The 25156-nt window shown below is 70.4% G+C and carries 23 protein-coding genes; 16 read left to right on the forward strand and 7 right to left on the reverse strand.

Annotated elements, in window-relative coordinates:
• Positions 1–13 precede the first annotated feature (13 nt).
• Both FB559_RS34450 and FB559_RS34455 read right to left on the reverse strand, forming a co-directional pair.
• Positions 14–439: a VOC family protein gene (locus tag FB559_RS34450; protein WP_221640548.1), complete on the reverse strand. Its 426-nt coding sequence runs from the start codon at positions 437–439 to the stop codon at positions 14–16.
• A 476-nt stretch (positions 440–915) separates the two neighbouring features.
• Positions 916–1854 carry an MBL fold metallo-hydrolase gene (locus FB559_RS34455; RefSeq protein WP_141961106.1) on the reverse strand — a complete coding sequence of 313 codons (939 nt, stop codon included), beginning with the start codon at positions 1852–1854 and terminating at the stop codon, positions 916–918.
• Between the two features lie 120 nt (positions 1855–1974).
• Between FB559_RS34455 and FB559_RS34460 the strand changes: the two genes are divergently transcribed.
• The gene (locus FB559_RS34460; RefSeq protein ID WP_141961108.1) at positions 1975–2334 is read left to right on the forward strand and encodes a single-stranded DNA-binding protein; all 360 of its coding nucleotides are present in this window, start codon (positions 1975–1977) and stop codon (positions 2332–2334) included.
• A 1551-nt stretch (positions 2335–3885) separates the two neighbouring features.
• Here the strand turns inward: FB559_RS34460 and FB559_RS34465 are convergent.
• Positions 3886–5145, reverse strand: a complete 1260-nt coding sequence (locus tag FB559_RS34465) for a DUF1015 family protein (protein WP_141961109.1) — start codon at positions 5143–5145, stop codon at positions 3886–3888.
• A gap of 56 nt (positions 5146–5201) precedes the next feature.
• Here FB559_RS34465 and FB559_RS34470 point away from each other — a divergent pair, with 56 nt between their 5' ends.
• A complete protein-coding gene (locus tag FB559_RS34470; protein WP_141961110.1) occupies positions 5202–5609 on the forward strand; it encodes a tetratricopeptide repeat protein in 408 nt (135 codons plus the stop codon).
• A 2-nt stretch (positions 5610–5611) separates the two neighbouring features.
• The gene (locus tag FB559_RS34475) at positions 5612–6595 is read left to right on the forward strand and encodes an HAD-IIA family hydrolase (RefSeq protein WP_141961111.1); all 984 of its coding nucleotides are present in this window, start codon (positions 5612–5614) and stop codon (positions 6593–6595) included.
• A 10-nt stretch (positions 6596–6605) separates the two neighbouring features.
• Here the strand turns inward: FB559_RS34475 and FB559_RS34480 are convergent, their stop codons facing one another.
• On the reverse strand, positions 6606–6971 hold the full coding sequence (locus FB559_RS34480; RefSeq protein ID WP_246122310.1) for an SCP2 sterol-binding domain-containing protein: 366 nt from the start codon (positions 6969–6971) through the stop codon (positions 6606–6608).
• Between the two features lie 100 nt (positions 6972–7071).
• Here FB559_RS34480 and FB559_RS44255 point away from each other — a divergent pair, with 100 nt between their 5' ends.
• The 10 genes from FB559_RS44255 to FB559_RS34530 all read left to right on the forward strand — a co-directional run bounded on the left by FB559_RS44255 (position 7072) and on the right by FB559_RS34530 (position 18794).
• Positions 7072–7239, forward strand: coding sequence for a hypothetical protein (locus FB559_RS44255; protein ID WP_185792641.1), 168 nt, complete (start codon positions 7072–7074; stop codon positions 7237–7239).
• A gap of 94 nt (positions 7240–7333) precedes the next feature.
• Entirely contained in the window at positions 7334–8134 is an 801-nt protein-coding gene (locus tag FB559_RS34485) for a TlyA family RNA methyltransferase (RefSeq protein WP_141961113.1), read from the forward strand.
• A 64-nt stretch (positions 8135–8198) separates the two neighbouring features.
• Positions 8199–9095, forward strand: a complete 897-nt coding sequence (locus FB559_RS34490) for an NAD kinase (protein ID WP_141961114.1) — start codon at positions 8199–8201, stop codon at positions 9093–9095.
• A gap of 964 nt (positions 9096–10059) precedes the next feature.
• Positions 10060–11757, forward strand: a complete 1698-nt coding sequence (recN, locus tag FB559_RS34500; RefSeq protein WP_141961115.1) for a DNA repair protein RecN — start codon at positions 10060–10062, stop codon at positions 11755–11757.
• Positions 11758–11830: 73 nt separating this feature from the next.
• Positions 11831–13060: a putative cytokinetic ring protein SteA gene (gene steA, locus FB559_RS34505; RefSeq protein WP_141961117.1), complete on the forward strand. Its 1230-nt coding sequence runs from the start codon at positions 11831–11833 to the stop codon at positions 13058–13060.
• Positions 13057–14016, forward strand: coding sequence for a copper transporter (locus tag FB559_RS34510; protein WP_185792538.1), 960 nt, complete (start codon positions 13057–13059; stop codon positions 14014–14016). Before steA ends, FB559_RS34510 begins: the two co-directional genes overlap by 4 nt.
• Before the next feature lie 7 nt (positions 14017–14023).
• Positions 14024–14866 (forward strand): hypothetical protein, encoded by an 843-nt coding sequence (locus FB559_RS34515; protein WP_141961119.1) that lies wholly within the window; start codon positions 14024–14026, stop codon positions 14864–14866.
• Positions 14863–16482, forward strand: a complete 1620-nt coding sequence (gene murJ, locus FB559_RS44975) for a murein biosynthesis integral membrane protein MurJ (RefSeq protein WP_246122312.1) — start codon at positions 14863–14865, stop codon at positions 16480–16482. Before FB559_RS34515 ends, murJ begins: the two co-directional genes overlap by 4 nt.
• A gap of 5 nt (positions 16483–16487) precedes the next feature.
• Positions 16488–17606 carry a glycosyltransferase family 4 protein gene (locus FB559_RS34525; RefSeq protein ID WP_141962111.1) on the forward strand — a complete coding sequence of 373 codons (1119 nt, stop codon included), beginning with the start codon at positions 16488–16490 and terminating at the stop codon, positions 17604–17606.
• A gap of 189 nt (positions 17607–17795) precedes the next feature.
• Positions 17796–18794: a TerC/Alx family metal homeostasis membrane protein gene (locus FB559_RS34530; RefSeq protein WP_141961120.1), complete on the forward strand. Its 999-nt coding sequence runs from the start codon at positions 17796–17798 to the stop codon at positions 18792–18794.
• On the opposite strand, the gene FB559_RS34535 is transcribed toward FB559_RS34530, so the two are convergent.
• Complete coding sequence (locus FB559_RS34535; RefSeq protein WP_141961121.1) at positions 18757–19080, reverse strand: hypothetical protein; 324 nt, start codon at positions 19078–19080, stop codon at positions 18757–18759. The two genes, FB559_RS34530 and FB559_RS34535, sit on opposite strands and share 38 nt — an antisense overlap.
• A 141-nt stretch (positions 19081–19221) precedes the next feature.
• Between FB559_RS34535 and FB559_RS34540 the strand changes: the two genes are divergently transcribed.
• Positions 19222–19734: a hypothetical protein gene (locus FB559_RS34540; RefSeq protein ID WP_141961122.1), complete on the forward strand. Its 513-nt coding sequence runs from the start codon at positions 19222–19224 to the stop codon at positions 19732–19734.
• Positions 19735–19966: 232 nt separating this feature from the next.
• On the opposite strand, the gene FB559_RS34545 is transcribed toward FB559_RS34540, so the two are convergent.
• Together FB559_RS34545 and FB559_RS34550 are read right to left on the reverse strand one after the other, a co-directional pair.
• The gene (locus tag FB559_RS34545) at positions 19967–20422 is read right to left on the reverse strand and encodes a MarR family winged helix-turn-helix transcriptional regulator (RefSeq protein WP_221640324.1); all 456 of its coding nucleotides are present in this window, start codon (positions 20420–20422) and stop codon (positions 19967–19969) included.
• Positions 20423–20568: 146 nt separating this feature from the next.
• Positions 20569–21222 carry an MBL fold metallo-hydrolase gene (locus tag FB559_RS34550; RefSeq protein ID WP_141961123.1) on the reverse strand — a complete coding sequence of 218 codons (654 nt, stop codon included), beginning with the start codon at positions 21220–21222 and terminating at the stop codon, positions 20569–20571.
• Between the two features lie 107 nt (positions 21223–21329).
• On the opposite strand from FB559_RS34550, the gene FB559_RS34555 reads away from it, so the two are divergent.
• Together FB559_RS34555 and uvrA are read left to right on the forward strand one after the other, a co-directional pair.
• Positions 21330–22148, forward strand: a complete 819-nt coding sequence (locus FB559_RS34555) for an MBL fold metallo-hydrolase (RefSeq protein WP_141961124.1) — start codon at positions 21330–21332, stop codon at positions 22146–22148.
• A gap of 152 nt (positions 22149–22300) precedes the next feature.
• Positions 22301–25138 carry an excinuclease ABC subunit UvrA gene (gene uvrA / locus FB559_RS34560; protein ID WP_141961125.1) on the forward strand — a complete coding sequence of 946 codons (2838 nt, stop codon included), beginning with the start codon at positions 22301–22303 and terminating at the stop codon, positions 25136–25138.
• Positions 25139–25156 lie beyond the last annotated feature (18 nt).

Consider the following 25156-nt stretch of genomic DNA (forward strand, 5'->3'; position numbering starts at 1 on the left):
GCCGACGGCTCCGTCAGCCGAGCTGTTCGGCCAGGGCGACGATGATGCCCTCGGGGCCGCGGAGGTAGCAGAGCCGGTAGCTGTCCTCGTACTGCGCCAGCTCTCCGACGAGTTCCGCGCCGTGGGCTCGCAGGCGGGCGACGGTGGCGTCGATGTCGTCGACGGCGAACATGACGCTACGCAGGCCCAGCGTGTTCCCCAGCGCGTTCTTCGGCTCAGCGCTGACCGCCGCCGGGGCGTGGAACTTCGTCAGCTCAAGCCGGCCGTGGCCGTCCGGTGTCCGCACCATCGCGATGGCGGCCCGGACGCCGTCGAGGGCGTTGAGACGGTCCACCGAAGGTCCCTCGATCTGCGCCTGGCCCTCCAGCTCCATACCGAGTTCGACGAAGAAAGCGATGGCAGCCTCAAGGTCGTCGACGACGACGCTCACGTGGTCCATCCGCTGAATCGTCATGGTGGTTCTCCCGTTCGTCGCGCGGCCCGTCGTGGCCGCTGATGTCCCTGGGACGGAGCCGGCGTCGCCTTCTCGACATCCGGAGGCGTGCTGTTTTCGAGGATCTGCTTCTGCGGGTCCCCTGGAGCGTCCACTCGCCGAACGAGAACCCGCCCGCACGTCAAGGCCGCCGCTTTACGGATCGATGTGTCCGAGGAGGCCGTTCATGCTCAGTTTGCCGTGCATGGCCACGTCCGCACAGGTCATCGGCACGCGCCTGGCCCGTCCGGCGTACGGCCTGACCGCGTGCGAGACCGGTGCTCACTGAACGGTCGCGAGAACGTTCGAGTACGTTTCATTACTGGTCATGAATCCTGACACGCCTAGCGAAGTAGATGGTCAGAATTTATTGCCAGTGGTGTCCGCATTGGAGTAGTGCCTCGCGCATCTGCACGTGCATTGAATGCACCGCTGGTTGCGCCTCAGGATTTGCGGGAATCCTTCTCCAAGGCGTGCATGATCCCGGCTACGTTGTTGCGGGTCGCCGAGATGACCTCGACCTTTTCGGCGACGGCAGGATCGGCCTCGGGGGCGAGCGCCTTGTAGCGCTCGTCGATCCGCTCTTTGACCATGGCCACGGCGTGGTCGAGATCGAGTCGCTGGTCGTACGCCTCGGTCACCAGCTCGACCCAGAGCCGCAGTTCCTCGGCGGCCCGGTCGAGTGTCTCGGCCACCGGTTCGACGGGCCCGTAGTGACTGAAGAGCAGGCGCGACGGCTGCAGCGACCGGAACCTTTCCAGGGATGCCAGCGCGCTGTCCAGGTCGAAATCCGGCGGCGGGGTGGCCGGCCGCAGGTCTGCGGTCTCGGGGATGTAGACGCCTGCCGCGTCGCCGACGTACAGGTCCCCGGTGAGAGAGTCGAGCAACCCGACGTGGTGACTGGCGTGGCCGGGGGAGTGGTGGCTTTCGAGGCGACGCCCGCCGCCGAGGTCGACGACGCCGACGTCCTCGACCGCACGAATGCGCGAGGCTTCAGTGGGTTTGAGATCGCCGAACAGAGAATCCAGCGCCGAACCCCAGACCATGCGCGCACTCCGCATCAGCCGGCTCGGGTCGGCGAGATGCCGGGCGCCCTTTTCGTGCACGACGATTTCGGCGTTGGGGAACATCTCCGAGATGTCCCCGACCCCGCCCGCGTGGTCAAGATGAATATGCGTGACGACGACGGTCGCGAGATCGGCCGGACCGATGCCCGCGGCCTCCAGCGCATCCCGTACGACCGACGCCGAGTTCCCCGCCCCGGTCTCGACCAGGCACGGCCGCTCAGAACGAATGAGATAACCCGCCGTTATGCCCTCATATCCGGCCATCCGCGTGTCGATCTCAAAGACGTCGTTGCCCAGGTCAGTGATTTTCTCCATACCTGACTCCGATGTTATCCACAGCTGCGCGCGGGGCCTTATGCGGTCGTTGACGATCCTCCATCGTAGGTACAACGCCGTGGCCTGGCAGACGGCGGTCGATCATGAGAGGAGACGGCGATGGAGCACGTCAACGAGATCGTCCTGGTCGGAAGGCTCTCAGGGGAGCCGGAGTGGCGGGCGTTATCGGGCAACGACCAGGTGGCGGTCTGGCGCCTCATCGTCGAACACCGCGACGCGAGATCCCCCCAGGACGGCATCGACACGATCCGCTGCGTGAGCTACGACCCCACGATCCAGGCCGGCGTCCGCACCTGGTCCCACGGCGACCTGATCGAGGTACGGGGGGCACTACGCCACCGCTTCTGGAGGGGCCCGACGGGCCCACGGGGCCTGTACGAGGTCGAGGCCGCCAGCGCCGTCCTGCGCCTCCACCCGGCCCCGAGAGAGCCGGCCCAAAAGGAGGACGCCATGCCTTGACACGCACAGGGGAGCATCACCGCCTGGAGCCGCTGCTGCGACGACTGAATGCGGCTGCCACGGGTGGACGCGGGTTCGACCAGGGCCTCATCCGAAGTCCGCGTCCGTAGGGAGCGGTGTCCGGGGCGGCGCGTCGCAAGGCGGAGGAGGGAGTCGGCCTGGCGTCGGCCGACGACCAACGACAATGCGGCGCGTCGTCTGGGCGTCGCGCGGTGGGACGGCGGGATGACGACAATGCGGCGAGGCGCCGCCTGGGCGTCGCGCAGTCGGAGGGCGGGGCGACGACAATGCGGCGAGGCGTCATCTGGGCGTCGCGCAGTGGGACGGCGGGACTTCGAGGCAGGCCCTGATGTCGGCGCGGTCACTGATCGCCTCCGCTTCCCATGGGCGCTTCCCTGGGAAGCGGCCTTCCTAAGAGGCGGTGGCGGTGGCCTCAGGAGACGCGGGCTTTGGCGTCGTTGGGCCGTTGAGAGGCCGGTCTCGCTCGAGATCGGCTGGGCGGCCTGGCCGCCAGCAACACCCGCTCACGGTTGTCACGCGCGTCCTACCTGCCCACCTGTATGGCGGATGTTCCGGGAGTCGGGCCGCAAGAGGATTGCGCCCAAGCTTTTCCTGCGGTCACGTCACTCAGGCGCCGAACTGGGCACCAGATCTGCCGGCGACGTAAGAGCCACATGGCCGGGCACTGCGAGGCGGTCGTGTAGTCGGTCACGAGAGCTGTCCGGCGGCTGATCAGCTGCCCGCTGCCCGCCTCGTGGCTGCCGCGCGCCCTCCGACCTGCGTCCGTATCCGTGCAAGGCCGACCTCGCGTGCTGCACGCATCCCCCGTGCGTCCCGCATCCCGCGTGCTGCACGCATCCCCCCGTGCGTCCCTCATCGTTGATGAGGCGAACATGCCGGCGGCACACCTGGCTCCAGGCCGCGCGCAGGCGTTTGGCCAAGCGGCCGCTGGCGAGTCCCGTCGGGCGGCCGGCCACGGGCCCAGGTCGCGTCGTGCACCGGCAGTGCGCGCGGAAGACGTCGTGGGTCCCCGCGGCCAGGAACGGCGCAGGTCCGTACCTGTGTGTGGCCCGGGGATTCGGGTGGGCGGCCGCACAGGCGTTTGGCCAAGCGGCCGCAGGCGAGTCCCGCCGGGCGGCCGGCCACGGGCCCAGGTCACGTCGTGCACCGGCAGTGCGCACGGAAGACGTCGCGGGTCCCCGCGGCCAGGAACGGCGCAGGTCCGTACCTGTGTGTGGCCCGGGGATTCGGGTGGGCGGCCGCAGGTGAGTTCCGTCTGGCGGCGAATGGCGCAGGAACGTACCTGTGCGTGGCCCGGGGTTCGAGTAGGCGACAGCAGGCAAGTCCCGAGGGCGGCGAATGCACGCAGACCGAACCCGTGCGCGGGCAGGGGTTCGGGTGCGTGATGGCAGGTCCGGCTCTCTCGGCAGCGGGGGTGCGCAGGGCCAGGCCCGTGCGTTGGTGCAGGAAGGCAGGCAAGTCCCGCCGGCGGCGAATGCACGCAAGACCGAACCCGTGCGCGGGCAGAGGTCCGGGGTGGGCGTCGGCTGGTCAGTCTCGCTCGGCGGCGAAGGTGCGCAGGACCAGGCCCGTGCGCGGCTTGGGACCGAAGGACGTCGACTTGCGGGGGACCTTCTCGCCGCCCGCTGCTACGGCCAGGACGTCCGGCACCTTCAGCGGGTTGAGGATCACCGCGGTTCCGTCGCGGCGGCGGGCCTTCTCCAGGGCACGGGCGGCGTCGTGATGGACGATGCGCACGTTCGACTCGTCGTCCTCGATCCCCCACAGCCGGGGGATCAGCAGCCGATGCAGCACGGCCGTGTCCAGACCGCACCACCGCTCGGACGCCTCGTCCGGCATCGCCTCGGCGAGTTGTTCCGGATCGGGGTCCGTGAGCAAGAACAACCCGGCCGATCCGCCCAGCAGGAAAGCGGTCCCGTCATGAGAGGAGAGGCGGTCCAGGGCCGCGGCCAGATCCGTACCAAGCTCCGAGACCGAGAACGCCGCCGAGGCGCGCCGCGCGGCGTCGGACACGTCCAGGCCCGGGATCACGCGATGGATCGCGCCGAGGCGTGGGGGATAGGCGTGAGAGTCGACGAGCAGCGCCAGCCCGTAGTCCCACGGCCCCGGGCCCTCGTAACGATCCCGGAGCGCCTGGTACGTCGCATAACGGTGGTGTCCGTCGGCGATGAGCGCCTGGCGTTCCCGCAGGTCGGCGGCGACCGCGGCGAGTGCGGCAGGATCGCGGACCGCCCACAGCCGGTGCCGTACGTCGTCGATCGTGCGGGTCTCCAGCAACGGCGGAGCGGACGACGCCACCTCGTCCACCAGGCGGCTCGCGGCCGACGTGCTGCCGCCCTCGTACAGCAGGAAGATCGGCTCGAGGTTCGCCTCGGTGGCGCTCATCAGGGCGAGCCGGTCCCGGATCGGGCCCGGGTAGACGTGTTCGTGCGGGAGGATCACGCGGGACTCCGGGCCGTGTACGCCGAGTGCGCCGATCAGACCGCGCTGCAAGATCCCGTCCCCGGACTCCTCATAGACGTACAGCGCCGGTTCGGGGTCGACCGTCAAGATCCCCGAGGCGATCCACGAACGCAGCGTTTCCGCGGCATCCCCGTAGTCCTGCTGGGGCAGGATCAATCGGACGATGTTGTGGGGTTCGTCCGACATGAACTGGCTGAGGGCCTCCTCGTCGATCAGGTCGTACGGAGGGGACGTCACGGCCGCCAGCGAGGTCACCTTCGACGGTGCGTAGCGTACGGCGCGGAACGGCTCGAGTGAGAGGCCGGGCTGAATGGTCACGTCGGGCATGTTAGGTACCGGAATCGTGTTAGGGCTCAAGTGGAGTCGGCGAACGGAGGCCACAAATGGTTCAAGGTCCGGACCACGGCCAGGATTCCCCGGGCATGCCGGGCGGCGAGGTCTACGACTGGTATCAGCGGGGGCTGAACCTCCTGGAGAGCGGTAGCCCGGCGGCCGCGATCCAGCTTTTGGAGCATGCCGCAGCGGCGGAGCCCACCTCACGGAGCGTACGGGAGGCGCTGGCCCGCGCGCAGTACGGTGCGAAGAGGTACGCCGAGGCGGCCGAGAACTTCCGTATGATCGTCGAGGCCGACCCGGCGGAGGATTACGCCCTGTTCGGCCTGGGCCTGGCCCTGACGCGTACCGGTCAGGTCGCCGAAGCCGTCGAACACCTGGCGCTGGCCTGTGCCATGCGCCCGGACAACAAGCACTACGCGACCGCCCTGCGGCACGCGCGAGCACGGAAAGGGTGACGATGCGGGGGATCGACCGTCCACCGGCCGAGGCGTACGACGTCGGCGTGCTCGACCTCGACGGGGTGATCTACGTCGGTCACGACCCGGTCCCCGGCGCGGCGGGGGCACTGGCCAAGGCGCGGGCGAGCGGGATGCGCCTGGCGTTCGCGACCAACAATGCCTCCCGTACACCCAGCGCCACGGCCGCGTTGCTGTCGGAGGTGGGTGTGCCCGCCACCGCCGAGGACGTCGTGACCTCCGCGCAGGCGGCGGCGCGGCTCCTGGCCGAGCGGCTGCCCGCGGGCGCCAAGGTTCTGGTCGTCGGCGGTATGGGACTGCGCCAGGCGCTGCGCGCCGCCGGGCTGCGACCGGTGTCACAGGCGTCGGAGGGGCCCGCCGCCGTCGTCCAGGGGTTCTCACCCGGCCTGTCGTACGACCTGATGTCCGAGGGCTGCCAGGCCGTGACGGCAGGAGCGATCTTCGTCGCGTCCAACGGCGACACGACCATCCCCGGTAGAGGCGGCACGATAAAGCCGGGCAACGGGGCGCTCGTCCAGGTGATCCGTACGGCCACCAAGGTCGATCCGATCGTCACCGGCAAGCCCGAGCTGCCGCTGCACCGCGAGACCATCCTGCGTACCGGTGCCGAACGCCCGCTGATCGTCGGGGACCGGCTCGACACCGACATCGAGGGCGCCTATAACGGCGGTGCCGACAGCCTGCTGGTCCTCACCGGCGTGACCGACGCGCGTACGCTCCTCGGCGCCCCTCCGCGACACCGGCCCACCTACGTCTCCAAGGACCTCAACGGGCTCCTCACGTCCCATCCGGACGTACGCCGCGACGGGGACGCCTATGCGTGCGGCGGCTGGACGGTCTCGGCGAGCCTGGAGATCTCCGGCGGCGGCGACCCGGTCGACGGGCTGCGAGCACTGTGCACGGCGGTGTGGGAGTCGGGCGACGCCGAGCGCGGTGCGCGGGCCCTGGCCGCGCTGGGGCTCTGAGCGAACGCGTTCAGAGGATCCTGCGCAGCCTCAGCAGGTCTCCGAGGCTGGCCTCGATCTTGAGCCGGCCGGTGGCCCAGGCCTTGGCCACCCCGAGCTCGTCGTCGGCGAGCGCCACCAGATCGTCGCTGTTCACGGTGAGGCGTACCTGAGCGCCGTTCACGCTCTCGGCCACCTGGAACTCATCCAGTCCACCCGGGTGGATGCGTGTCACGAAGACGAGATCCAGATCCGGCACACGGCAGCTGATGGTGCGTTCGACGACGTGCTTGGCGAGCTCATCGGGGTCCACATCCGTGAGCCGGGTGGCGATGCGCTCCAACGCCGCACGTGCTTCCTCCTGGCTGGCCATCGTCAGGTCCGTTCCCCCAGTCATCGTCCTCGACACCGTTGTCACCAACGGACGGTAGCGTTCTTCTTGAGCCGGGGTCGACCGGCCGTCGCGATCACGGCGACGATCATGGGAGAGGAACCACGTGAACGGCACCGAGGGTGAGACCACGGGTGATGAGCGGGTCGATGCCGCGATGGCCCGCCTCGGCGAGTTGGAGGGCGCGAAGACCGCCGCCCACCCGGAGATCTTCCAGGATGTCCACCGCCGGCTACAGGACGCTCTGTCGGGTATCGACGGTGAGCAGGCGTGAGCGAGAGCGCTGACGCGTGCCGCGCCTTCGCGCGGAGCCGTCCGGCCTGTGGGCGGTCTCTCGCGGCCACGTGCCGGGTACGAGAGGCTGGTCCATGAGCGCTCGCCGGCGCCTCGACAGCGAACTCGTCCGGCGCGGACTGGCTCGCTCTCGTGAGCAGGCCGTCGAGCTGGTCGGCGCGGGGCGCGTCAAGGTCGGCGGCCAGACCGCCACGAAGGCCGCCACGCAGGTCGAGACCTCCGCGCCGATCGTGGTCCGGACCGCCGAGACCGGACCGGACTACGTCTCGCGTGGCGGGCACAAGCTCGCCGGGGCGCTCGCCGCCTTCGCCGACCTCGACCCGTCCGGCCGCCGGTGCCTCGACGCCGGCGCCTCCACGGGCGGTTTCACCGACGTGCTCCTGCGGGCGGGCGCCGCGCACGTCGTCGCGGTGGACGTCGGATACGGCCAGATCGCCTGGTCGCTGCGTACGGACGACCGGGTGACCGTGGTCGAACGCGTCAACATCCGCGAGCTGACGCCCGAGCACGTGGGCGAGCCGCCGACGCTCGTCGTCGCGGACCTCTCGTTCATCTCGCTGCGGCTCGTGCTCGCCCCGATCCAGCGCTGCGTGGCCGCCGGCGCCGACTACGTGATGATGGTCAAGCCCCAGTTCGAGGTGGGCAAGGACCGTGTCGGGGCGGGCGGGGTCGTCCGCGACCCGGCGTTGCGCGCCGCCGCCGTACGCGAGGTGGCGGACCACGCCGTGACGCTGGGCCTGGGCGTGCGCGGAGTGACGGCCAGCCCGCTGCCCGGCCCGTCGGGCAACGTCGAGTACTTCCTTTGGCTGCGGGCCGGTTCGCCGCCGCTCGCCGAAGCCGATCTGGACAAGGCCGTGGCGGAGGGGCCCACATGACGGAGCGAAGCGAGGGAGTCGGCAAGCACAGTTCCCTGGTCACTTCGCCGACGCAGGAGGACACATGACCGAGAAGAGATCCGTCCTCATCGTGACGCACACCGGGCGGCCCGGCGCCGTCCGCAGTGCCCAGCTCGTACTGAGCCGCCTGGGCGAGGCGGGCATCTCCGCGCGGGTGCTCGACAGCGAGGCCGAGGATCTCCACTGCGCCGGCGTCGACGTGACACCGGCCTCCGACACCGCCGCCGAGGGCGCGGAGATGGTGATCGTCCTGGGTGGCGACGGCACGCTGCTGCGCGCCGCCGAGCTCGCCCGCACGTGCGGAACGCCGCTGCTCGGCGTCAACCTCGGGCACGTGGGCTTCCTGGCCGAGGCCGAGAGGGCGGACCTCGCGGCCACCGTCGACAAGGTCGCCTCCCGTGCGTACGACGTCGAAGAACGCATGACCGTCGACGTCGTCGTCCGCCACAACGGCGGCGTCACCGCGACCGGCTGGGCGCTCAACGAGGCGAGCGTCGAGAAGGCGTCCCGGCAGCGGATCCTGGAGCTCGTCGCCGAGATCGACGGCCGCCCGCTGTCACGGTGGGGCTGTGACGGTGTGGTGTGCGCCACTCCGACGGGTTCGACGGCGTACGCCTTCTCGGCCGGCGGCCCGGTCGTGTGGCCCGAGGTCGAGGCGCTCCTGGTCGTGCCCATCAGCGCCCACGCGCTGTTCGCCCGGCCGCTGGTGGTCTCGCCGCATTCGGTTGTGGCGCTGGAGCTGCTCCCCGCGACCTCGGGCGGGGTGCTGTGGTGCGACGGCCGCCGGCAGATCGAGGTACCGCCCGGAGGACGGGTCGAGGTACGCCGCGGTGCGCTTCCGGTACGCCTCGCGCGCCTGCACCAGACCCCGTTCACCGACCGCCTGGTCACCAAGTTCGGCCTCCCCGTCGCCGGCTGGCGCGGCCGCGTCCGCGACTGACACGGCGCTCGGGGCCGGCGGCGTGCCGGTAATGGCGAGGGTGTCCCGCCCCGGCCGGTCCGTCCGTGCCGGCGTCGGCTCGCACCCCGGGGTCGGCACGGCCGCGCCGCCCATGAGACCGGCCTGTCTCCGGAGTGCACAGGAGCGCGGTGGTGAGTGGTCGACGAGCGGGAGCTCGATGCCGGGGACAGCGAGGACGAGACCTTCCGGCGTGGCTTCCCGACCACGTGGTCTGGGGCGGCGTCGGCCTGTGGCGGTCGCTCATGCGACTCGACCTGATCGAGGAGTTCCGCCTGGGTCTGTACCGCCACGTCGCGGGTGAAGGCACCCGGCCGTTCGCTGAGGAACGCACGACGAGTGGCGATCAGGCGAGCGCCACCACCTGTTCGAAGAGGTCCATGGCCCACCCGGACCGACCCCGGATCAACCCGCGAGGCAGCCCTGCCCGAAGGGCACGGACTACCCGATGCCCGATAGCGGCAACCCCTGCCTTCGGTGGCCGACGTCCGTAAGCCTCCGCATCGCGTTGCGGATCTGAGCGGCCCATCGTCGTCCGGCGCTCTGGCGGTACTACGCCGCCCCATGCCGCGCCCGCCACCATGGACGGCCGGTCCGCGGCGTTTCCAGTGCCGTGTGTGCGACGCCCCCAGCCCGAGCCCTCCAGCCGCGATCGGCCGGCACCCCCGCACACCGCGACCCTCCGTTCCCGCAGCTCCGAGCCCCCAAGTCCGATGATCTCCCGTGCTCCCGGCCATACCGGACACCAAGCCCCGGCCAAGCCCGTAAAGTGAAACTGGTCCGATCTTGTGTTGCTGCAGAGCTGCGATACGTCTCCTGTGCACATACGCTGAGCCGAACAAATGTTCGCCTCAGCCGGCGATCCGACCGCGATACGTCACTATGACGGGGTAGCCTCGGGCGCGCCGGTTGTGCCGTGCGACGGGAGGGGTTCGGGGTGCGGCCCATGGTCGAGGAAGTGCGGATCCAAAACCTCGGGGTGATCGAGGAAGCCGTTCTCGAGCTGTCCCCCGGCTTCAACGTGGTGACCGGTGAGACCGGCGCCGGAAAGACCATGGTCGTCACGAGCCTCGGGCTGCTGTTCGGGGGACGTGCCGACCCGCAGCGCGTACGGCCGGGCGCCGATCGGGCCAATGTCGAAGGGCGCATCATCGTCCAGCAGGACGGCAAGGTCTCCGCGCGCGTCGAGGAGGCCGGTGGCGAGCTCGACGAAGGCGCGTTGATCGTCACCCGGTCGATCTCCTCCGAGGGGCGCAGCAGGGCCCATCTCGGCGGCCGCCAGGTTCCCGTGGCGATGCTCATCAACATCGCCGACGACCTCGTCGCCGTGCACGGCCAGTCCGACCAGCAGCGGCTGTTGCAGGCCGGACGGCAGCGCGCCGCGCTGGACCGGTTCGCCGGGGACAAGGTCGCCAAGCCGCTGCGCGGCTACATCGGCGCCTACCGGAGGCACCGCGACGTCACCCAGCGTCTGGAGGAGCTGACCACCCAGGCGCGGGAGCGTGCCCAGGAGGCCGATCTGCTCCGCTTCGGCCTGGAGGAGATCGAGAAGATCGACCCCAAGCCGGGCGAGGACGAGCGGCTCGCGGCCGACGAGCAGCGGCTCGCGCACGCCGACGCCCTGCGTACGGCCGCGACCACCGCGCACGAGGCCCTGCAGGGTGACCCGACGGCCACGACCGGCGCCACCGACGTGATCAGTCTGCTCAGCGAGGCGCGACACGCACTCGAGGCCGTACGTGCCCACGACGAGGCGCTGGCGGCGCAGGCCGACCGGCTGTCCGAGGCGGTCTACCTCGTCTCCGACGTCGCGGCCGAGCTCGCCGGCTACGCCGAGGCGATCGAGTCCGACCCGGCGCTGCTGGCCAGCGTCCAGGACCGTCAGTCCGCCCTCAGCGGGCTGATCCGCAAGTACGGCGCGGACGTCGCCGCCGTGCTCCAGTGGGCCGAGCACTCCGCCGCACGCCTCGCCGAGCTCGACTCCGACGACGATCGCATCGAGGAGCTGCGGGCCGAGCACGACGACCTGACCCGGCAGCTGACCGAGCTGTCGACGGAGCTCACCAAAGTACGCACCGAGGCCGCGGAGCGGCTCTCCGAGGCCATCACCGAGGAGCTGGCCGCGCTGGCCATGCCCCATGCGCGGGTGGTCGTCGCGGTGACCCAGCTGGAGGATTTCGGTCCGCACGGCGTGGACGAGGTCGAGCTGCGGCTCGCCTCCCACCCGGGCGCGCCGCCGCTGCCGCTGCACAAGGGCGCCTCGGGCGGCGAGCTGTCCCGCGTCATGCTGGCGATCGAGGTGGTCTTCGCGGGGGCGGACCCGGTGCCGACCTTCGTCTTCGACGAGGTCGACGCCGGAGTCGGCGGCAAGGCCGCCGTGGAGGTCGGGCGGCGGCTGGCGCGGCTCGCCAAGTCCGCGCAGGTGATCGTCGTGACACACCTGCCGCAGGTCGCCGCGTTCGCGGACCAGCACCTCGTGGTGGAGAAGTCCAACGACGGCCGGGTCGTCCGCAGTGGGGTGACCGCGCTCGACGCCGCCGGCCGCGTACGCGAGCTGTCACGTATGCTCGCAGGCCTGGAGGACTCCGAGCTGGGCCGCGCCCACGCCGAGGAGCTCCTCTCCATCGCGGCCGCCGAACGATGAGATAAGAACGAACTCGCCTTTACGGTCGTCGTTACAAGTGTCACCGTCCGCGCTCTGGCAGGATGGCACCACGATGAATGACGTCTCCCCGAGGTTGAAAACCACCGCGCGCCTGCGTGTGCCGCGGTTTCGAGGGCTGCGCCGCGAGCGCGGGGACGGCGTGGCCGGGGCCGCCGGCGTCGCCCGTCTCGACGGCAAGACCAAAAAGCTCACCAAGCGCCTCGAGCCCGGCGACATCGCCATCATCGACCACGTCGACCTCGACCGTGTCAGCGCCGAGGCGCTCGCCGCCTGCAACGTCGCGGCGGTGATCAACGTCGCGCGCAGCACCTCGGGCCGCTATCCCAACCTCGGCCCCCAGATCCTGGTCGAGGCGGGCATCCCGCTGATCGACGACGTCGGACCGGACATCTTCACCAAGGTGCACGAGGGCGACCTCGTACGCGTCGACGGGGCGGCTTTGCTCGCCGACGACCAGGTCGTGGCCAAGGGCATCCGGCAGACCGAGGAAACGGTCGAGGCGGCGATGATCGAGGCGAGGGCGGAGCTTCCCGCCCAGCTCGAGGCGTTCGCCGCCAACACGATGGAGTTCCTCAAGCGCGAGCGTGACCTGCTGTTCGACGGCGTCGGCGTGCCGGACGTCACGACCGACCTGGACGGCCGGCACGCCCTCATCGTCGTACGCGGCTACCACTACCGCGAGGACATCGCGACCCTGCGGCCCTACATTCGCGAATACCGCCCGGTGCTGATCGGCGTCGACGGCGGCGCCGACGCCCTGATCGAGGCGGGCTACCGCCCGGACATGATCGTCGGGGACATGGACTCCGTCTCGGACGAGGCGCTGACCTGCGGCGCCGAGCTGATCGTGCACGCCTACCGCGACGGCCGCGCACCCGGTCTCAAACGGGTGCACGACCTCGACCAGCACGCCGTGGTCTTTCCGGCGGCGGGCACCAGCGAGGACATCGCGATGCTGCTCGCCGACGACAAGGGCGCCGACCTCATCGTCGCGGTCGGTACGCACGCGACGCTGGTGGAGTTCCTCGACAAGGGGCGTGCGGGAATGTCCAGCACGTTCCTCACCCGGCTGCGGGTCGGCAGTAAGCTCGTCGACGCCAAGGGAGTGAGCCGGCTCTACCGGAGCCGGATCAAGGGATCCTCGCTCCTGCTACTGGTGGCGGCCACACTCGTCGCCATGATCGTCGCCATTGTCTCCTCGCCCGCCGGTGACGCGTTCGCACCACTTGTCGCCGACAAGTGGCATCAGTTCGTCTACTGGCTCACCGGATTGTTCACGTGATCGATTTCCGATACCACATCGTCTCCATCATCGCGGTCTTCCTGGCCCTGGCGCTCGGCCTCGTGGTCGGCGCCTCGGCACTGCGAGGTCCACTCGTCGACCAGCTGAAGGACCGGTCGAGCCAGCTCGAGAAGGACAACCAGAGATGGCGGGATCAGACCCGCCTCACCGACCAGCTGAACAACTACGACGGTCAGGTCGTGGACGGCGTCACCCCCCAGGTCGTCGAGGGACGGCTCAAGGGCGAGAGCGTCGTCTTCATCGAGGCGCCCGGCGCCGATGACCAGATGCGCGCCAAGATGGCCGACGTCGTCAGCAAGGCCGGCGCCCGGATCAGCGGATACGTCGCCCTCCAGGACAAGTACCTGGACGAGAACCAGCTGACCACGCTCAACGAGCTGACCGACCAGCTCCGGCCCACCACCGTCGAGTTCGGCTCGGACGACTCGCCCTACGACCGCACCGCGGTGGAGCTGGCATCGGTGCTCGTCACCCAGCAGGCGTCCAGCGTCGGGCCGGAGGATCCTGCCGCCGGGCAGGTCCTCGCCGGGTTCAAGACGGCGGGTTTCCTGAACTACAGCGGGCAGCCCGCGACCCGTGCGACACTCGCCATCGTGATCGCGCCCGCCGCGGCGAGCAAGGACAAGAACGCCGACGCCGAGAACAAGGCGCTCGTCGCACTGCCCCTCGCCCTGTCGGGTTACGCCAACGGCACCGTCGCGATCGGCAACGCCGACGCGGCCTCCGAGGGCGGCATGCTCAAGGCGATCCGCGACGAGAGCAAGGCCGAGGGCCACGTCTCGACGGTCGACACGGCGAACGCCTCGACCGGCCGCCTGACGACGGTGTTCGCGCTCGGCTACGCCACACAGGGCAAGACCGGTGACTATGGCGTCGGAAGCGGCGTGGACGGCCCGATGCCGACCCCCGTTCCGACGGTGTTGAAGAAGAAGTGAGGGCAGGATGCGTAAGGCAGTGGCCGGGGCCGTACTCGGTGCGGTGACGACGCGGGCGGCGTACGCCCTGCTGACCCGGCGTCCGCCGCGTGATGAGAAGCTCTGGCTGCGGACCAACCACCGCGGTGAGCCGGTCACGCTGCTGGAGGGTCCGGCGTTCGTCGCGGGAGCGGTGACGGCCGTGGCCGTCGCCCCCGGTGTGCCGGCGCGCATGCGCGTGGCCGCGGTCTTCGCCGGGGGTGCCGCCGGTGCGCTCGGCGCGTACGACGACCTGGCCGGGTCCGGTGACTCGCGTGGCTTCAAGGGACACCTGTCGGCCCTCGCCCACGGCGAGGTGACCACCGGCGCCGTGAAGATCCTCGGCATCGGCGCGGCCGGCCTCGTGGCGGCGGCCCTCGCGGGTACCAGGGGGCGGAGCACCCCGTCCGACGTGCTGATCAACGGCGCGCTCATCGCGGGAAGCGCGAACCTCCTCAACCTCTTCGACCTGCGGCCCGGCCGGGCGATCAAGGTCGGCGCGCTCGCCGCGCTGCCCGGCACGCTGAGCGGCTCCGCCGTGGCCGCCGCTCCCCTCGGTGCCGCGGTCGCGCTGCTCCCCGAAGACCTCGGCGAGCGTGCGATGCTCGGCGACGCCGGCGCGAACGCGCTCGGCGCCCTGCTCGGCCTTTCCGCCGCCCGCCTGCCCCGTCCCGTACGCCTCGGCCTGCTCGCCGGGGTGGCGGCGCTGAACGCCGCCAGCGAGGTGGTCAGCTTCACCAAGGTGATCCAGGCGACGCCGGCGCTGCGGCGAATCGACCAGCTCGGCCGCCGTCCCGTCGTGCCGGAGGCGCGCCCGACGGACACGGAGTGACGGCTGCGGAAGTGACGGAGGAGCCCGCGGTCGGCCGTACCGCTCGGCAGCTCGCCGGAGCCGCCGTACTCATCGGCGTCATCACCATCCTTGCCCGGCTCGCCGGGTTCGGGCGGATCGTCGTGTTCTCCCAGACGGTCAGGACGTCGTGCCTCGGCCAGGCGTACTACACCGCGAACCAGGTCCCGAACATCGTTTTTGAGATCGTCGCGGGCGGCGCGCTGGCCGGCATGGTCGTGCCCGTCCTGGCCGGTCCGGTCGAGCGCGGCGACCACGAGCACGTACGCCGTACCACCTCGGCGCTGCTCACCTGGATGGCCATCGGCCTGGTGCCGCTGTCGCTGCTCGGCATGCTGCTCGCCCGGCCGATCATGAACACGATGGTGCGCGGGGGCCTGGACCAGTGTTCCCGCGCCGATGTCGTGACGGTGGGCACGCACATGCTGGTCGTCTTCGCGCCGCAGATCGCGCTGTACGGCTTCGCCGTCGTCCTGTACGGCGTCCTGCAGGCGCACCGGCGCTTCATCGGGCCGGCGCTGGCCCCGCTCATGTCGAGCCTCGTCGTGATCGGCGCCTACCTCGCGTACGTGCCGCTGGGCCATGGCCGCCAGGACGATCTCGCGCGGCTGCCGCGATCGGCCGAGCTGATGCTCTCGGCCGGCACCACCGTCGGCGTCCTCGTCCTGCTCGCGACCGCGGGAGTGGCCGCCGTACGGCTGCGGTTGCGGCTACGTCCGACGCTGCGCTTCCCGCCGGACACGGCCGGACGCGTGCGGCGGCTGGCCATCGCCGGCCTGGCCACGGTCGCCGCGCAGCAACTGTCCGCCGTGGCCGTGGTGATGCTGAGCGGCCGGGGCACCCGCGGCGCGCTCGCCGACTACCAGTACGCCTGGGCGCTCTTCCTGTTGCCGTGGGCGGTCCTCGCCGTGCCGATCGCGACCAGCGCGTTCCCGATGCTGTCGGCGCGTGCCGGCGTGGGCGAGACCGGGGAGTTCGACCGGATCACCGCCTCGACCACCCGGGCGATCGTGCTCGTGTCCTGCGCCGGAGCCGCCGGGCTGGCGGCGATCGCCGTACCGGCCGCGACCTTCCTCGACCACGACGCGGTGCCGGCGGTCCTGGCCCGCGCCGTGCTCGCCTTCGCGCCCGGCCTGATCGGGTACGGCTTCGTCGCGCACCTGGGCCGGGTGCTGTTCGCCTGCCATCGGGGCCGCGACTCGGCCGGGGCGACCGTCCTGGGATGGCTGGTCGTGATCGGGGCGGACCTCGCCCTGGTGTTCACGCTGCCGCGGGACTGGGTCGTGGCCGGGCTGGCGTTGGGCAACACCGCCGGCATGACCGTCGCCGGCGTGCTCCTGCTCGCCGCCCTCGTACGCGTACGGGGCCGCGGCGCCGTCGCCGGCGTGGGACGCGCCATGGCGGCGGGCGTGGCCGGCGCCCTCGCGGGCGGCGCGGCGGGCTACGGCGTCGCGGCGGCGATCGGCGCGACCGGCCAGCTGACGAGTATCGGGGCCGCGGCCGTCGCCGGGCTCACGGCCTGCGCGGTGTTCGCGCTGGTCACCTATGCATTGGACGGCCGGGATCTGAAGGCCGTGATCGGGCGGAGGATGCGTTGAGCGGTTTGAAGGTCGCCATCGTGCTGGCGACGAGTGCCGGGGGAGTCGGCGGTCACGTGCGGTCGATGGTGACCGGGCTCTGTGAGCGCGGCGCGCACGTCGTCGTGCTCGGGCCGTCCTCCACCGACGACCTGTTCGGCTTCGCCGAGGCGGGCGCGCGGTTCGCCCCGGTGGAGATCGCCGACCGGCCCCATCCGGCCGGTGACGCCCGTGCCATCGCGCGGATCCGCCGCCTGACCCGTGGCGCGGACATCGTGCACGCGCACGGCCTGCGCGCCGGGGGTCTGACCGCCATCGCGCTCGCCCGCGCCGTACCCGCGTCGCTGCGGACGGGCGTGACGCCCCTCGTCGTCACGCTGCACAACGCCGTCATCGCCGGCGGCATGACCGGCGCCGCGTACGCCACGCTCGAGCGGATCGTCGCCCGGAGCGCGGCCGAGGTCCTGGGCGTCTCACCGGACCTGGAGGAGCGGATGCGCTCGCTCGGCGCCCGTTCGGTCCAGCGCGCCCTGGTGCCGGCACCGCCGCGCCGGCGCTCGGAGGACCCCGCGGCGCAGGCCAAGGTCCGTGCCGACCTCGGCGCCGTCGAGCGTCCGCTCGTCGTGGTGGTGGCGCGGCTCGCGGAGCAGAAAGGGCTACCGGTTCTGCTGGACGCCTCCGTGGGCTGGGCCCGGCGTACGCCCGCGCCTCTGGTGGCCATCGCCGGAGAAGGACCGCTGGAGGCACCGCTACGGGCGCGGATCGAGGGCGAGGGCCTGCCCGTACGGCTGCTCGGCCGCCGGACCGACGTGCCCGAGCTCCTGGCCGCCGCCGACGTCGCCGTCGTGTCCAGCGTCTGGGAGGGGCAGCCGCTGATCGTGCAGGAGGTCCTGCGCGCCGGCCGGCCGCTGGTGGCGACCCGGGTCGGCGGCATCCCCGGCATGGTCGGCGAGGCCGCGCTGCTCGTGCCGCCGGGCGACGCCGCCGCACTGGAGACGGCCGTGGCGCGGGTCCTGGACGACCCGGCATTCGCCGAACACCTCGCGTCGGTGGCGTCGGAGCAGGCCCTCCGGCTGCCGACCGAAGAGGACGCGATCGATCAGCTCACATCCGTCTACGCCCGTACGACCGGTACGGCGTCCTAACACGCCGCAGTGTTCGGGATGCGCTGCGTTTTGGATATAGTCGAGGCGCAGGGGAGGGGAGTATCCCTTCGCGGCAGTGTCGTCACCACGGCTGGAGTGGCATGCGGCCCGGTACTGTCGGTTCGTGCCGATGAGCGCGGGCGGGAGAGACCTCCGGGGCTTTGATCCGCCACCGGAGGATGCTGTCTTGTGAATGTCACACTCTTGGGCTGGTCCCTCACCCTGGTCGGAATCCTCGCCGTCATCCTCCTGGATCTGTGGATCGTCGACCGTGGTCAGCCCAGAGACTTCTCACTCCGCCAGGCCGGCGCATGGGTCGCGTTCTACGTCGCGCTCGCGGCGGTGTTCGGCGTCTGCCTGCTGCTGGTGGCCGGCGGCCAGTACTCCGCGCAGTTCTTCGCGGGCTACCTGACCGAGTACAGCCTCAGCATCGACAACCTCTTCATCTTCTACGTGATCATGGCGCGGTTCGCGGTGCCACGCCCGAACCAGCACAAGGTGCTCCTCGTCGGCATCTTGATCGCACTGTTCATGCGAGGCGTCTTCATCATCGTCGGCGGCGCCGCGCTGGCCCGCTTCGAGTGGCTGTTCTACCTCTTCGGACTCTTCCTCATCTGGACCGCACTCGGCCTGCTGCGGGGCGGCGACGACGACGAGTTCAAGGAGAACGTCCTGCTGCGGTGGGTGCAACGTGTCATGCCGGCCACCGGGGAGTACTACCGTGACCGGCTGACGGTGCGCGTGGACGGCCGCCGCCTGGTCACGCCCATGCTCATCGTCATGGTCGCGATCGGGTCCACGGACCTGCTGTTCGCGCTCGACTCCATCCCGGCCATCTTCGGCCTGACCAAGCAGTCCTACCTGGTCTTCACGGCCAACGCCTTCGCCCTGATGGGCCTCCGCCAGCTCTACTTCCTGCTGGGCGGGCTGCTCGAGCGACTGGTCTACCTGAACAAGGGACTGTCGGTCATCCTCGCCTTCATCGGCGTCAAGCTCATCCTGGACGCGATGCACACGACCGGGTTCGAGTGGGCGCCGCAGGTGCCGATCTGGCTGTCCCTCGCCGTGATCGGGGTGACGATGCTGGTGACGACCGTGACGAGCCTGCTGAAGGCCCGGCGCGATGCCGCGAAGGCGGCCGAGCCGGTGCCTACCGGAGTCGGGGACGCAGAGCGAACGCCACGTTGATGACGGCGATGGCGAGCCACACGACGACAAGCCCCGCCAGCCCGGCCTGTACCGCCGCGATCGCGGTGACCGGGATCGAGACACCGAGCGACACACAGGCGATGGTGACCGTCACCGCCCGCTCACCCTTCTCGGTCTCGGCGCTGATCGGCCGCCGTACCGCCGTGGCCTGCTCGATGCGTTCGGCCACCGCCTCGACGAAGGCCGCATCGTAGTCCGGCCCGAGCTCGCGGCGGGCGGCGAGGGAGGCGGCCAGATCGCCGCGTGGCAGCTCGGAAGTAGTCATTTTCCCTTTGTACGCCCGAGAATCCGGATTCGCGTCCGCCGAACGGCCGATATGCCGCTAACACCTGAGTATGACCCGGAGCCTGGGCCCCCGAACCTTGTACGGTGAGCGGCACGGGTCGCCGTTTTGGGGAGGTTGGGAATGCGCACGGTCGCGCCCGCGGTGACGAGGGCCGCGGCGATCGGGACGGCGGTCGCCGCCGTCGGTGTGCTCGCGTTCACCGCCCTCGTCAACTCCCAGGGCACTCACCGGCAGGTCCGCGCGGCGCCTACGAGGCCCGTCACGCCGGTACCCGTCTCGACGCTGCCGGGCAGCATCGAGTCACCGGCCGAAGGGACCAACCGGCCACGGGTCACGGCCCGGCAGAAGAAGCTCTGGCTCCGGGGCCTGGCCGGCACCTGGACGCGGGACGGCAAGCACACCTACTTCCGTTTCCACGTGGACGGCACCGGAGAGTGGAACGCCTTCGGGCAGAAGCTCTGGACCGGCAAGGCCACCCCGCGCGACGCGAAGACCTTCGTCCTGTCCGACCCCGACGGCCACGGCGGAGCGTACTGGCAGGTCAGCCTGCTTCGCGGCCGAAAGCTGCTGTTCGCCGGCACCCGCCAGACGTTCGTCAAGGCCGTGTCGCGCAGGACCTCGTCTCGCTCTTAGGGTCTGTCTCATGGTCGTGCTGTCGCCGTGTGGCGCCGCTTGGGGCGGCGCTTGGGCGGCGTTATCCACAGAACTCCGCTCTACTTCCGCCCGCCGCTGTTCTGGCTGGACAATGAGAGTGGGATGGCACCCCCCGGGTGGGCGGGCTCCAGGACGGGGCGGGTCCCAGGACGGGTGGGGCCCAGGACGGGTGGGGCCCAAACAGGCGGGGCCCAGGACGAGGGTTTCGAGACTAGTCGCTGGGGCTCTCGGCGAGGGCCTCGAGGGCGCCGAGCGCGCCCACCAGCGCCGCACGCTGCTCGGGCGACAGCGTGCCCAGCTGTCCGACGAGGAACGCCGAGCGCTCGCCGCGCAACTGCTCGAGCTGGCGGCGGCCCTGCGCGGTGATGGCGAGCAGCGTGGCGCGCCGGTCGTCGGAGTCCGGCATGCGCCGCAGCATCCCCTGATGCTCCAGCGAGGCGACCAGGCGGCTCTGTGTCGGAGCGGTGACACCTTCGTGCGCGGCGAGGTCGCCGAGGCGTACCGGGCCCAGCGCGTCGACGCTGGCCAGTGTCGAGGCCTGGCTGGAGGACAGGGTCTGCGGACCGTGCTGGCGGACGCGGCGGTTGAGCCGCCCCAGGGTCATTCGCAGGCGGGCGGCCAGCTCAACGTTCGTCAGGCCCTCGGCCTCGGGCACCTGGTTGGTCACGCCGGTCATCTTTCCCTACCCGCCGCCTCACCGAGATCGCGCATCCGGGGCGCGCTTGATGAGCATGCCCATTCCCCCATCCTGCTGCAAGAACACCTGGTAATGCAGCTCTCACGGTCGGCGATCCGCCGGTGTGGCCGCGGCGGTCACCAACCGCGTTCGCGCCACTCCGGAAGATGGGGGCGCTCCTTGCCGAGCGTGGTGTCCTTGCCGTGACCGGGATACACCCATGTGTCGTCCGGAAGCGTCCCGAAGACGCGCTCCTCGAGATCGTTCATGAGCTGGGTGAACAGCTTCGCGTCGCCCCAGGTGTTGCCGGGACCGCCCGGGAACAGGCTGTCGCCGGTGAACAGGTGCGGCGTGTCACCGTCGTCGTAGCGCAGCGCGATCGAGCCGGGTGTGTGTCCGCGCAGATGGATGACGGACAGTGTGCTGCGGCCGACCTGGACGGTGCCGCCCTGCTCGGCCGGCTCGGTCACCGGCAGCGGCAGGGCCTCGGCGTCGTCCGGATGCGCGACGAGCCGTGCGTGCGTGGCGTCGATCACGGAGGTGAGGGCGCCCCAGTGGTCCTGGTGGCGGTGCGTGGTGACGACGCGGGAGAGCGGGCCGTCGCCGATGAGCGCGGACAGGCGCTCGGGCTCGCTCGCCGCGTCGATGAGGACCTGCTCGCCCGTCGCCGTACAGCGGAGCAGGTAGGCGTTGTTGTCGTACGGTCCCACGGCAAGCTTCGTGATCGTCAGGCCGGGGAGTTCTCGTACGTCGGGTGCGCCACCGACCTCGACGTCGCCTGTGTAGCTCACTCTGTCCTCCGATCGGACATCGTTTTCTGGGCTTCCGGTCCCCCCGGTGGCCACGCGCTCCCCATCCTTCCACGCCCTCGTCGCGACGCGGGAGATACGCTGCCGGTATGCGCGATGATCTTCCCATCTGCCGGACCTGTGGCGTTCAGTACGGTGCGGCGCGTACCGGCTGCCCCATCTGTGAGGACGAGCGCCAGTACGTCGGCTGGGACGGTCAGCGGTGGACGACGCTCGCCGAGCTGCGCGACGCCGGGCACCAGGGCCGGATCGAGGAGGAGGGGCCGGGGATCGTCGGGATCGGCGCCACGCCGCCGACCGCGATCGGGCAGCGTGCCCTGCTCGTACGCGCGCCCTCGGGCAACGTCCTGTGGGACGCGATCACCTACATCGACGACGACCTGGTCGCCCGGGTACGTGAGCTCGGCGGGATCTCGGCGGTCGCGATCAGTCATCCGCATTTCTACGGCTCGATGATCGAGTGGGCACACGCGTTCGACGCCCCCGTCTACATCCACGAGGCCGACCGTGAGTGGGTGGCGCGGCCCGACGACTCCGTCGTCTTCTGGACGGGCGAGACCCACGTGATCGGCGACGGGCTGACTCTCGTCAACGCGGGGGTGCACTTCGCCGGCGGGCAGGTCCTGCACTGGCGTGACGGCGAGGAGGGCCGTGGGGCGCTGCTGTCGGGCGACATTCTGACGGTCGTCCAGGATCGGCGTTATGTCAGCTTCATGTACAGCTACCCGAACCACATTCCCGAGCGCCCCCGGGTGATCCGCCGGGCGCTGCGGCTGCTGGAGCCGTACCCGTTCGAGCGCGTGTACGGCGCGTGGTGGCGGCGGATCGTGGCCGCGGACGGCATCGAGGCCGTACGCCGGTCGGCGGAGCGTTACCTGGAGCGCGCGCTGGACGACGCGCCCGAGTAGCCGTTCCGGTGGCGGCCCTTATTCGAACACGTGTACGGTTTCCGTGCGACGAGCGGGTCGCGTGTGGTCATCTGGAAGAAACCGTCACACCCACTCGTTAGCCTGAAGCTGACCTGTCTTAACCAGGCTCTCAAGGGGATTACGGATTCGCCGTGGCTGACCGTCTCATCGTGCGCGGAGCACGTGAACACAATCTCAAGGACGTCTCGCTCGATCTGCCGCGCGACGCCTTGATCGTCTTTACCGGCCTGTCCGGTTCCGGTAAGTCCAGCCTCGCTTTCGACACGATCTTCGCCGAGGGCCAGCGCCGTTATGTCGAGTCCCTGTCCGCGTACGCGAGGCAGTTCCTCGGCCAGATGGACAAGCCGGACGTCGACTTCATCGAGGGCCTGTCGCCCGCGGTCTCGATCGACCAGAAGTCCACGTCGAAGAACCCGCGTTCGACCGTCGGCACCATCACCGAGGTCTACGACTACCTGCGCCTGCTATGGGCGCGCATCGGCCATCCGCACTGCCCGGTCTGTGGCCGCACGATCCACAAGCAGACCCCGAGCCAGATCGTCGACCGGCTGATGGAGTTCGAGGAGGGCACCCGTTTCCAGGTGCTCGCCCCGGTCGTACGCGGGCGCAAGGGCGAATACGGCGAGCTGTTCCGCGAGATGCAGACCAAGGGCTTCTCGCGGGCCCGTGTCGATGGCGCCGTCGTGCGTCTCGACGAGGCGCCGAAGCTTAAAAAGTACGAAAAGCACGACATTGAGATCGTCGTCGACCGGCTGAGCGTCAAGGACGGCTCGCGGCGCCGCCTGGCCGACTCGGTGGAGACCGCGCTGGGGCTGACCGGCGGCACGATCATCCTCGACTTCATCGACCTGCCCGAGGACGACGAGCAGCGCGAGCGGATGTATTCGGAGCATCTCTACTGCCCCTACGACGACCTGTCGTTCGACGAGCTGGAGCCGCGCTCGTTCTCGTTCAACTCTCCGTACGGCGCCTGCCCCGACTGCACCGGCCTGGGCACCCGCATGGAGGTCGACCCCGAGCTGATCGTGCCCGACGTCGAAAAGACCCTGGGCGAGGGCGCCATCTCGCCGTGGTCCGGCGGGCACGTGAGCGACTACTTCCTGCGGCTGCTCGGCGCGCTCGGCGAGGCGATGGGCTTCGACCTGGACACGCCATGGGAAAAGCTCCCGGCCGCGGCGCGCAAGGCCGTGCTCAAGGGCCATGACACGCAGGTCCACGTGAGCTACCGCAACCGCTACGGACGGCTGCGGTCCTACTACACGACCTACGAAGGCGTGATCCCCTACGTCCAGCGGCGCCACTCCGAGGCCGAGAGCGACTCCAGCCGCGAGCGGTTCGAGGGCTACATGCGGGAGATCCCGTGCCCCTCGTGCGCGGGCCGGCGCCTCAAGCCGGTCGTGCTGGGCGTCACGGTCAACGAACGCTCCATCGCGGACGTGGCCGCCATGCCGATCGGTGAGTGCGCCAAGTTCCTGCTGGCGATGGAGCTGAACGACCGTGAGAAGCACATCGCCGAGCGGGTGCTGAAGGAGATCAACGCCCGGCTGGGCTTCCTGCTCGACGTCGGCCTCGACTACCTGACCCTCGACCGCGCGTCGGCCACGCTCGCCGGCGGCGAGGCGCAGCGCATCCGGCTGGCCACCCAGATCGGCTCCGGTCTGGTCGGCGTGCTGTACGTCCTGGACGAGCCGTCGATCGGGCTGCACCAGCGCGACAACCACCGGCTGCTGGAGACCCTGATCAGGCTCCGCGACATCGGCAACACACTGATCGTCGTCGAGCACGACGAGGACACGATCCGCGCGGCGGACTGGGTCGTCGACATCGGCCCGGGCGCGGGGGAGCACGGCGGCCAGGTCGTCGTGACGGGCACCGTCGAGGACCTGCTCACCTCGGAGACCTCGATGACGGGCGCCTACCTTTCGGGCCGCCGCGAGATCCCGGTCCCCGAAGGCCGCCGCAAGCGCCAGCGCGGGCGCGAGCTGGTCGTCAAGGGCGCACACGAGCACAACCTGCACGACGTCGACGTCGCCTTCCCGCTCGGGGTGTTCACCGCGGTCACCGGGGTTTCGGGGTCCGGCAAGTCGACGCTGGTCAACGACATCCTCTACATGGCGCTCGCCAAGCAGCTGCACGGCGCGCGTACGGTCCCGGGCCGGCACAAGCGCATCAACGGCCTCGACCAGGTCGACAAGGTCGTGCACGTCGACCAGTCACCGATCGGCCGCACCCCGCGGTCCAACCCGGCCACCTACACAGGCGTCTTCGACCACGTGCGCAAGCTGTTCGCGGCCACGGCCGAGGCGAAGGTGCGCGGCTACCAGCCCGGACGGTTCTCCTTCAACGTCAAGGGTGGCCGCTGCGAGGCCTGCTCGGGCGACGGCACGATCAAGATCGAGATGCAGTTCCTGCCGGACGTCTATGTCCCCTGCGAGGTCTGCCACGGGGCCCGCTACAACCGGGAGACCCTGGACGTCCACTACAAGGGCAAGACCATCTCCGAGGTTCTGGACATGCCGATCGAGGAGGGGCTCGACTTCTTCGAGGCGATCCCCGCGATCCGGCGCCACCTGCAGACGCTCAACGACGTCGGTCTGGGCTACGTACGTCTCGGACAGCCGGCCCCGACACTGTCCGGCGGCGAGGCTCAGCGGGTGAAACTCGCCTCTGAGCTGCAGCGACGTTCGACCGGGCGTACCATCTACGTACTCGACGAGCCCACAACCGGCCTGCACTTCGAGGACATCCGCAAGCTCCTGGGCGTCCTGGGCCGTCTCGTCGACGGGGGCAACACCGTCATCGTCATCGAGCACAACCTTGACGTCATCAAGACGGCCGACTGGATCATCGACATGGGTCCCGAAGGTGGCTCGCGGGGTGGCACGGTCGTCGCCACCGGCACGCCCGAGCAGGTCGCGAAGGTCGAGGAGAGCCACACCGGCCAGTTCCTCGCCAAGGTCCTCAAGTGACCGTCGCGCCGTAGGGCG

The sequence above is a fragment of the Actinoallomurus bryophytorum genome (assembly GCF_006716425.1).
Classification (GTDB): Bacteria; Actinomycetota; Actinomycetes; order Streptosporangiales; family Streptosporangiaceae; genus Actinoallomurus; species Actinoallomurus bryophytorum.

Excerpts from the sequence above, each read along its gene's own strand:
- FB559_RS34515 (WP_141961119.1), top strand. The coding sequence starts at position 14,024 with ATGCGTAAGGCAGTGGCCGGGGCCGTACTCGGTGCGGTGACGACGCGG.
- steA (WP_141961117.1), top strand. The coding sequence starts at position 11,831 with ATGAATGACGTCTCCCCGAGGTTGAAAACCACCGCGCGCCTGCGTGTG.
- FB559_RS34480 (WP_246122310.1), bottom strand. The coding sequence starts at position 6,971 with ATGACTGGGGGAACGGACCTGACGATGGCCAGCCAGGAGGAAGCACGT.
- FB559_RS34455 (WP_141961106.1), bottom strand. The coding sequence starts at position 1,854 with ATGGAGAAAATCACTGACCTGGGCAACGACGTCTTTGAGATCGACACG.
- FB559_RS34540 (WP_141961122.1), top strand. The coding sequence starts at position 19,222 with ATGCGCACGGTCGCGCCCGCGGTGACGAGGGCCGCGGCGATCGGGACG.
- FB559_RS34470 (WP_141961110.1), top strand. The coding sequence starts at position 5,202 with ATGGTTCAAGGTCCGGACCACGGCCAGGATTCCCCGGGCATGCCGGGC.
- recN (WP_141961115.1), top strand. The coding sequence starts at position 10,060 with ATGGTCGAGGAAGTGCGGATCCAAAACCTCGGGGTGATCGAGGAAGCC.
- FB559_RS34490 (WP_141961114.1), top strand. The coding sequence starts at position 8,199 with ATGACCGAGAAGAGATCCGTCCTCATCGTGACGCACACCGGGCGGCCC.
- FB559_RS34555 (WP_141961124.1), top strand. The coding sequence starts at position 21,330 with ATGCGCGATGATCTTCCCATCTGCCGGACCTGTGGCGTTCAGTACGGT.
- FB559_RS34475 (WP_141961111.1), top strand. The coding sequence starts at position 5,612 with ATGCGGGGGATCGACCGTCCACCGGCCGAGGCGTACGACGTCGGCGTG.
- FB559_RS34450 (WP_221640548.1), bottom strand. The coding sequence starts at position 439 with ATGGACCACGTGAGCGTCGTCGTCGACGACCTTGAGGCTGCCATCGCT.
- FB559_RS34535 (WP_141961121.1), bottom strand. The coding sequence starts at position 19,080 with ATGACTACTTCCGAGCTGCCACGCGGCGATCTGGCCGCCTCCCTCGCC.
- FB559_RS34485 (WP_141961113.1), top strand. The coding sequence starts at position 7,334 with ATGAGCGCTCGCCGGCGCCTCGACAGCGAACTCGTCCGGCGCGGACTG.
- FB559_RS34460 (WP_141961108.1), top strand. The coding sequence starts at position 1,975 with ATGGAGCACGTCAACGAGATCGTCCTGGTCGGAAGGCTCTCAGGGGAG.
- FB559_RS34465 (WP_141961109.1), bottom strand. The coding sequence starts at position 5,145 with ATGCCCGACGTGACCATTCAGCCCGGCCTCTCACTCGAGCCGTTCCGC.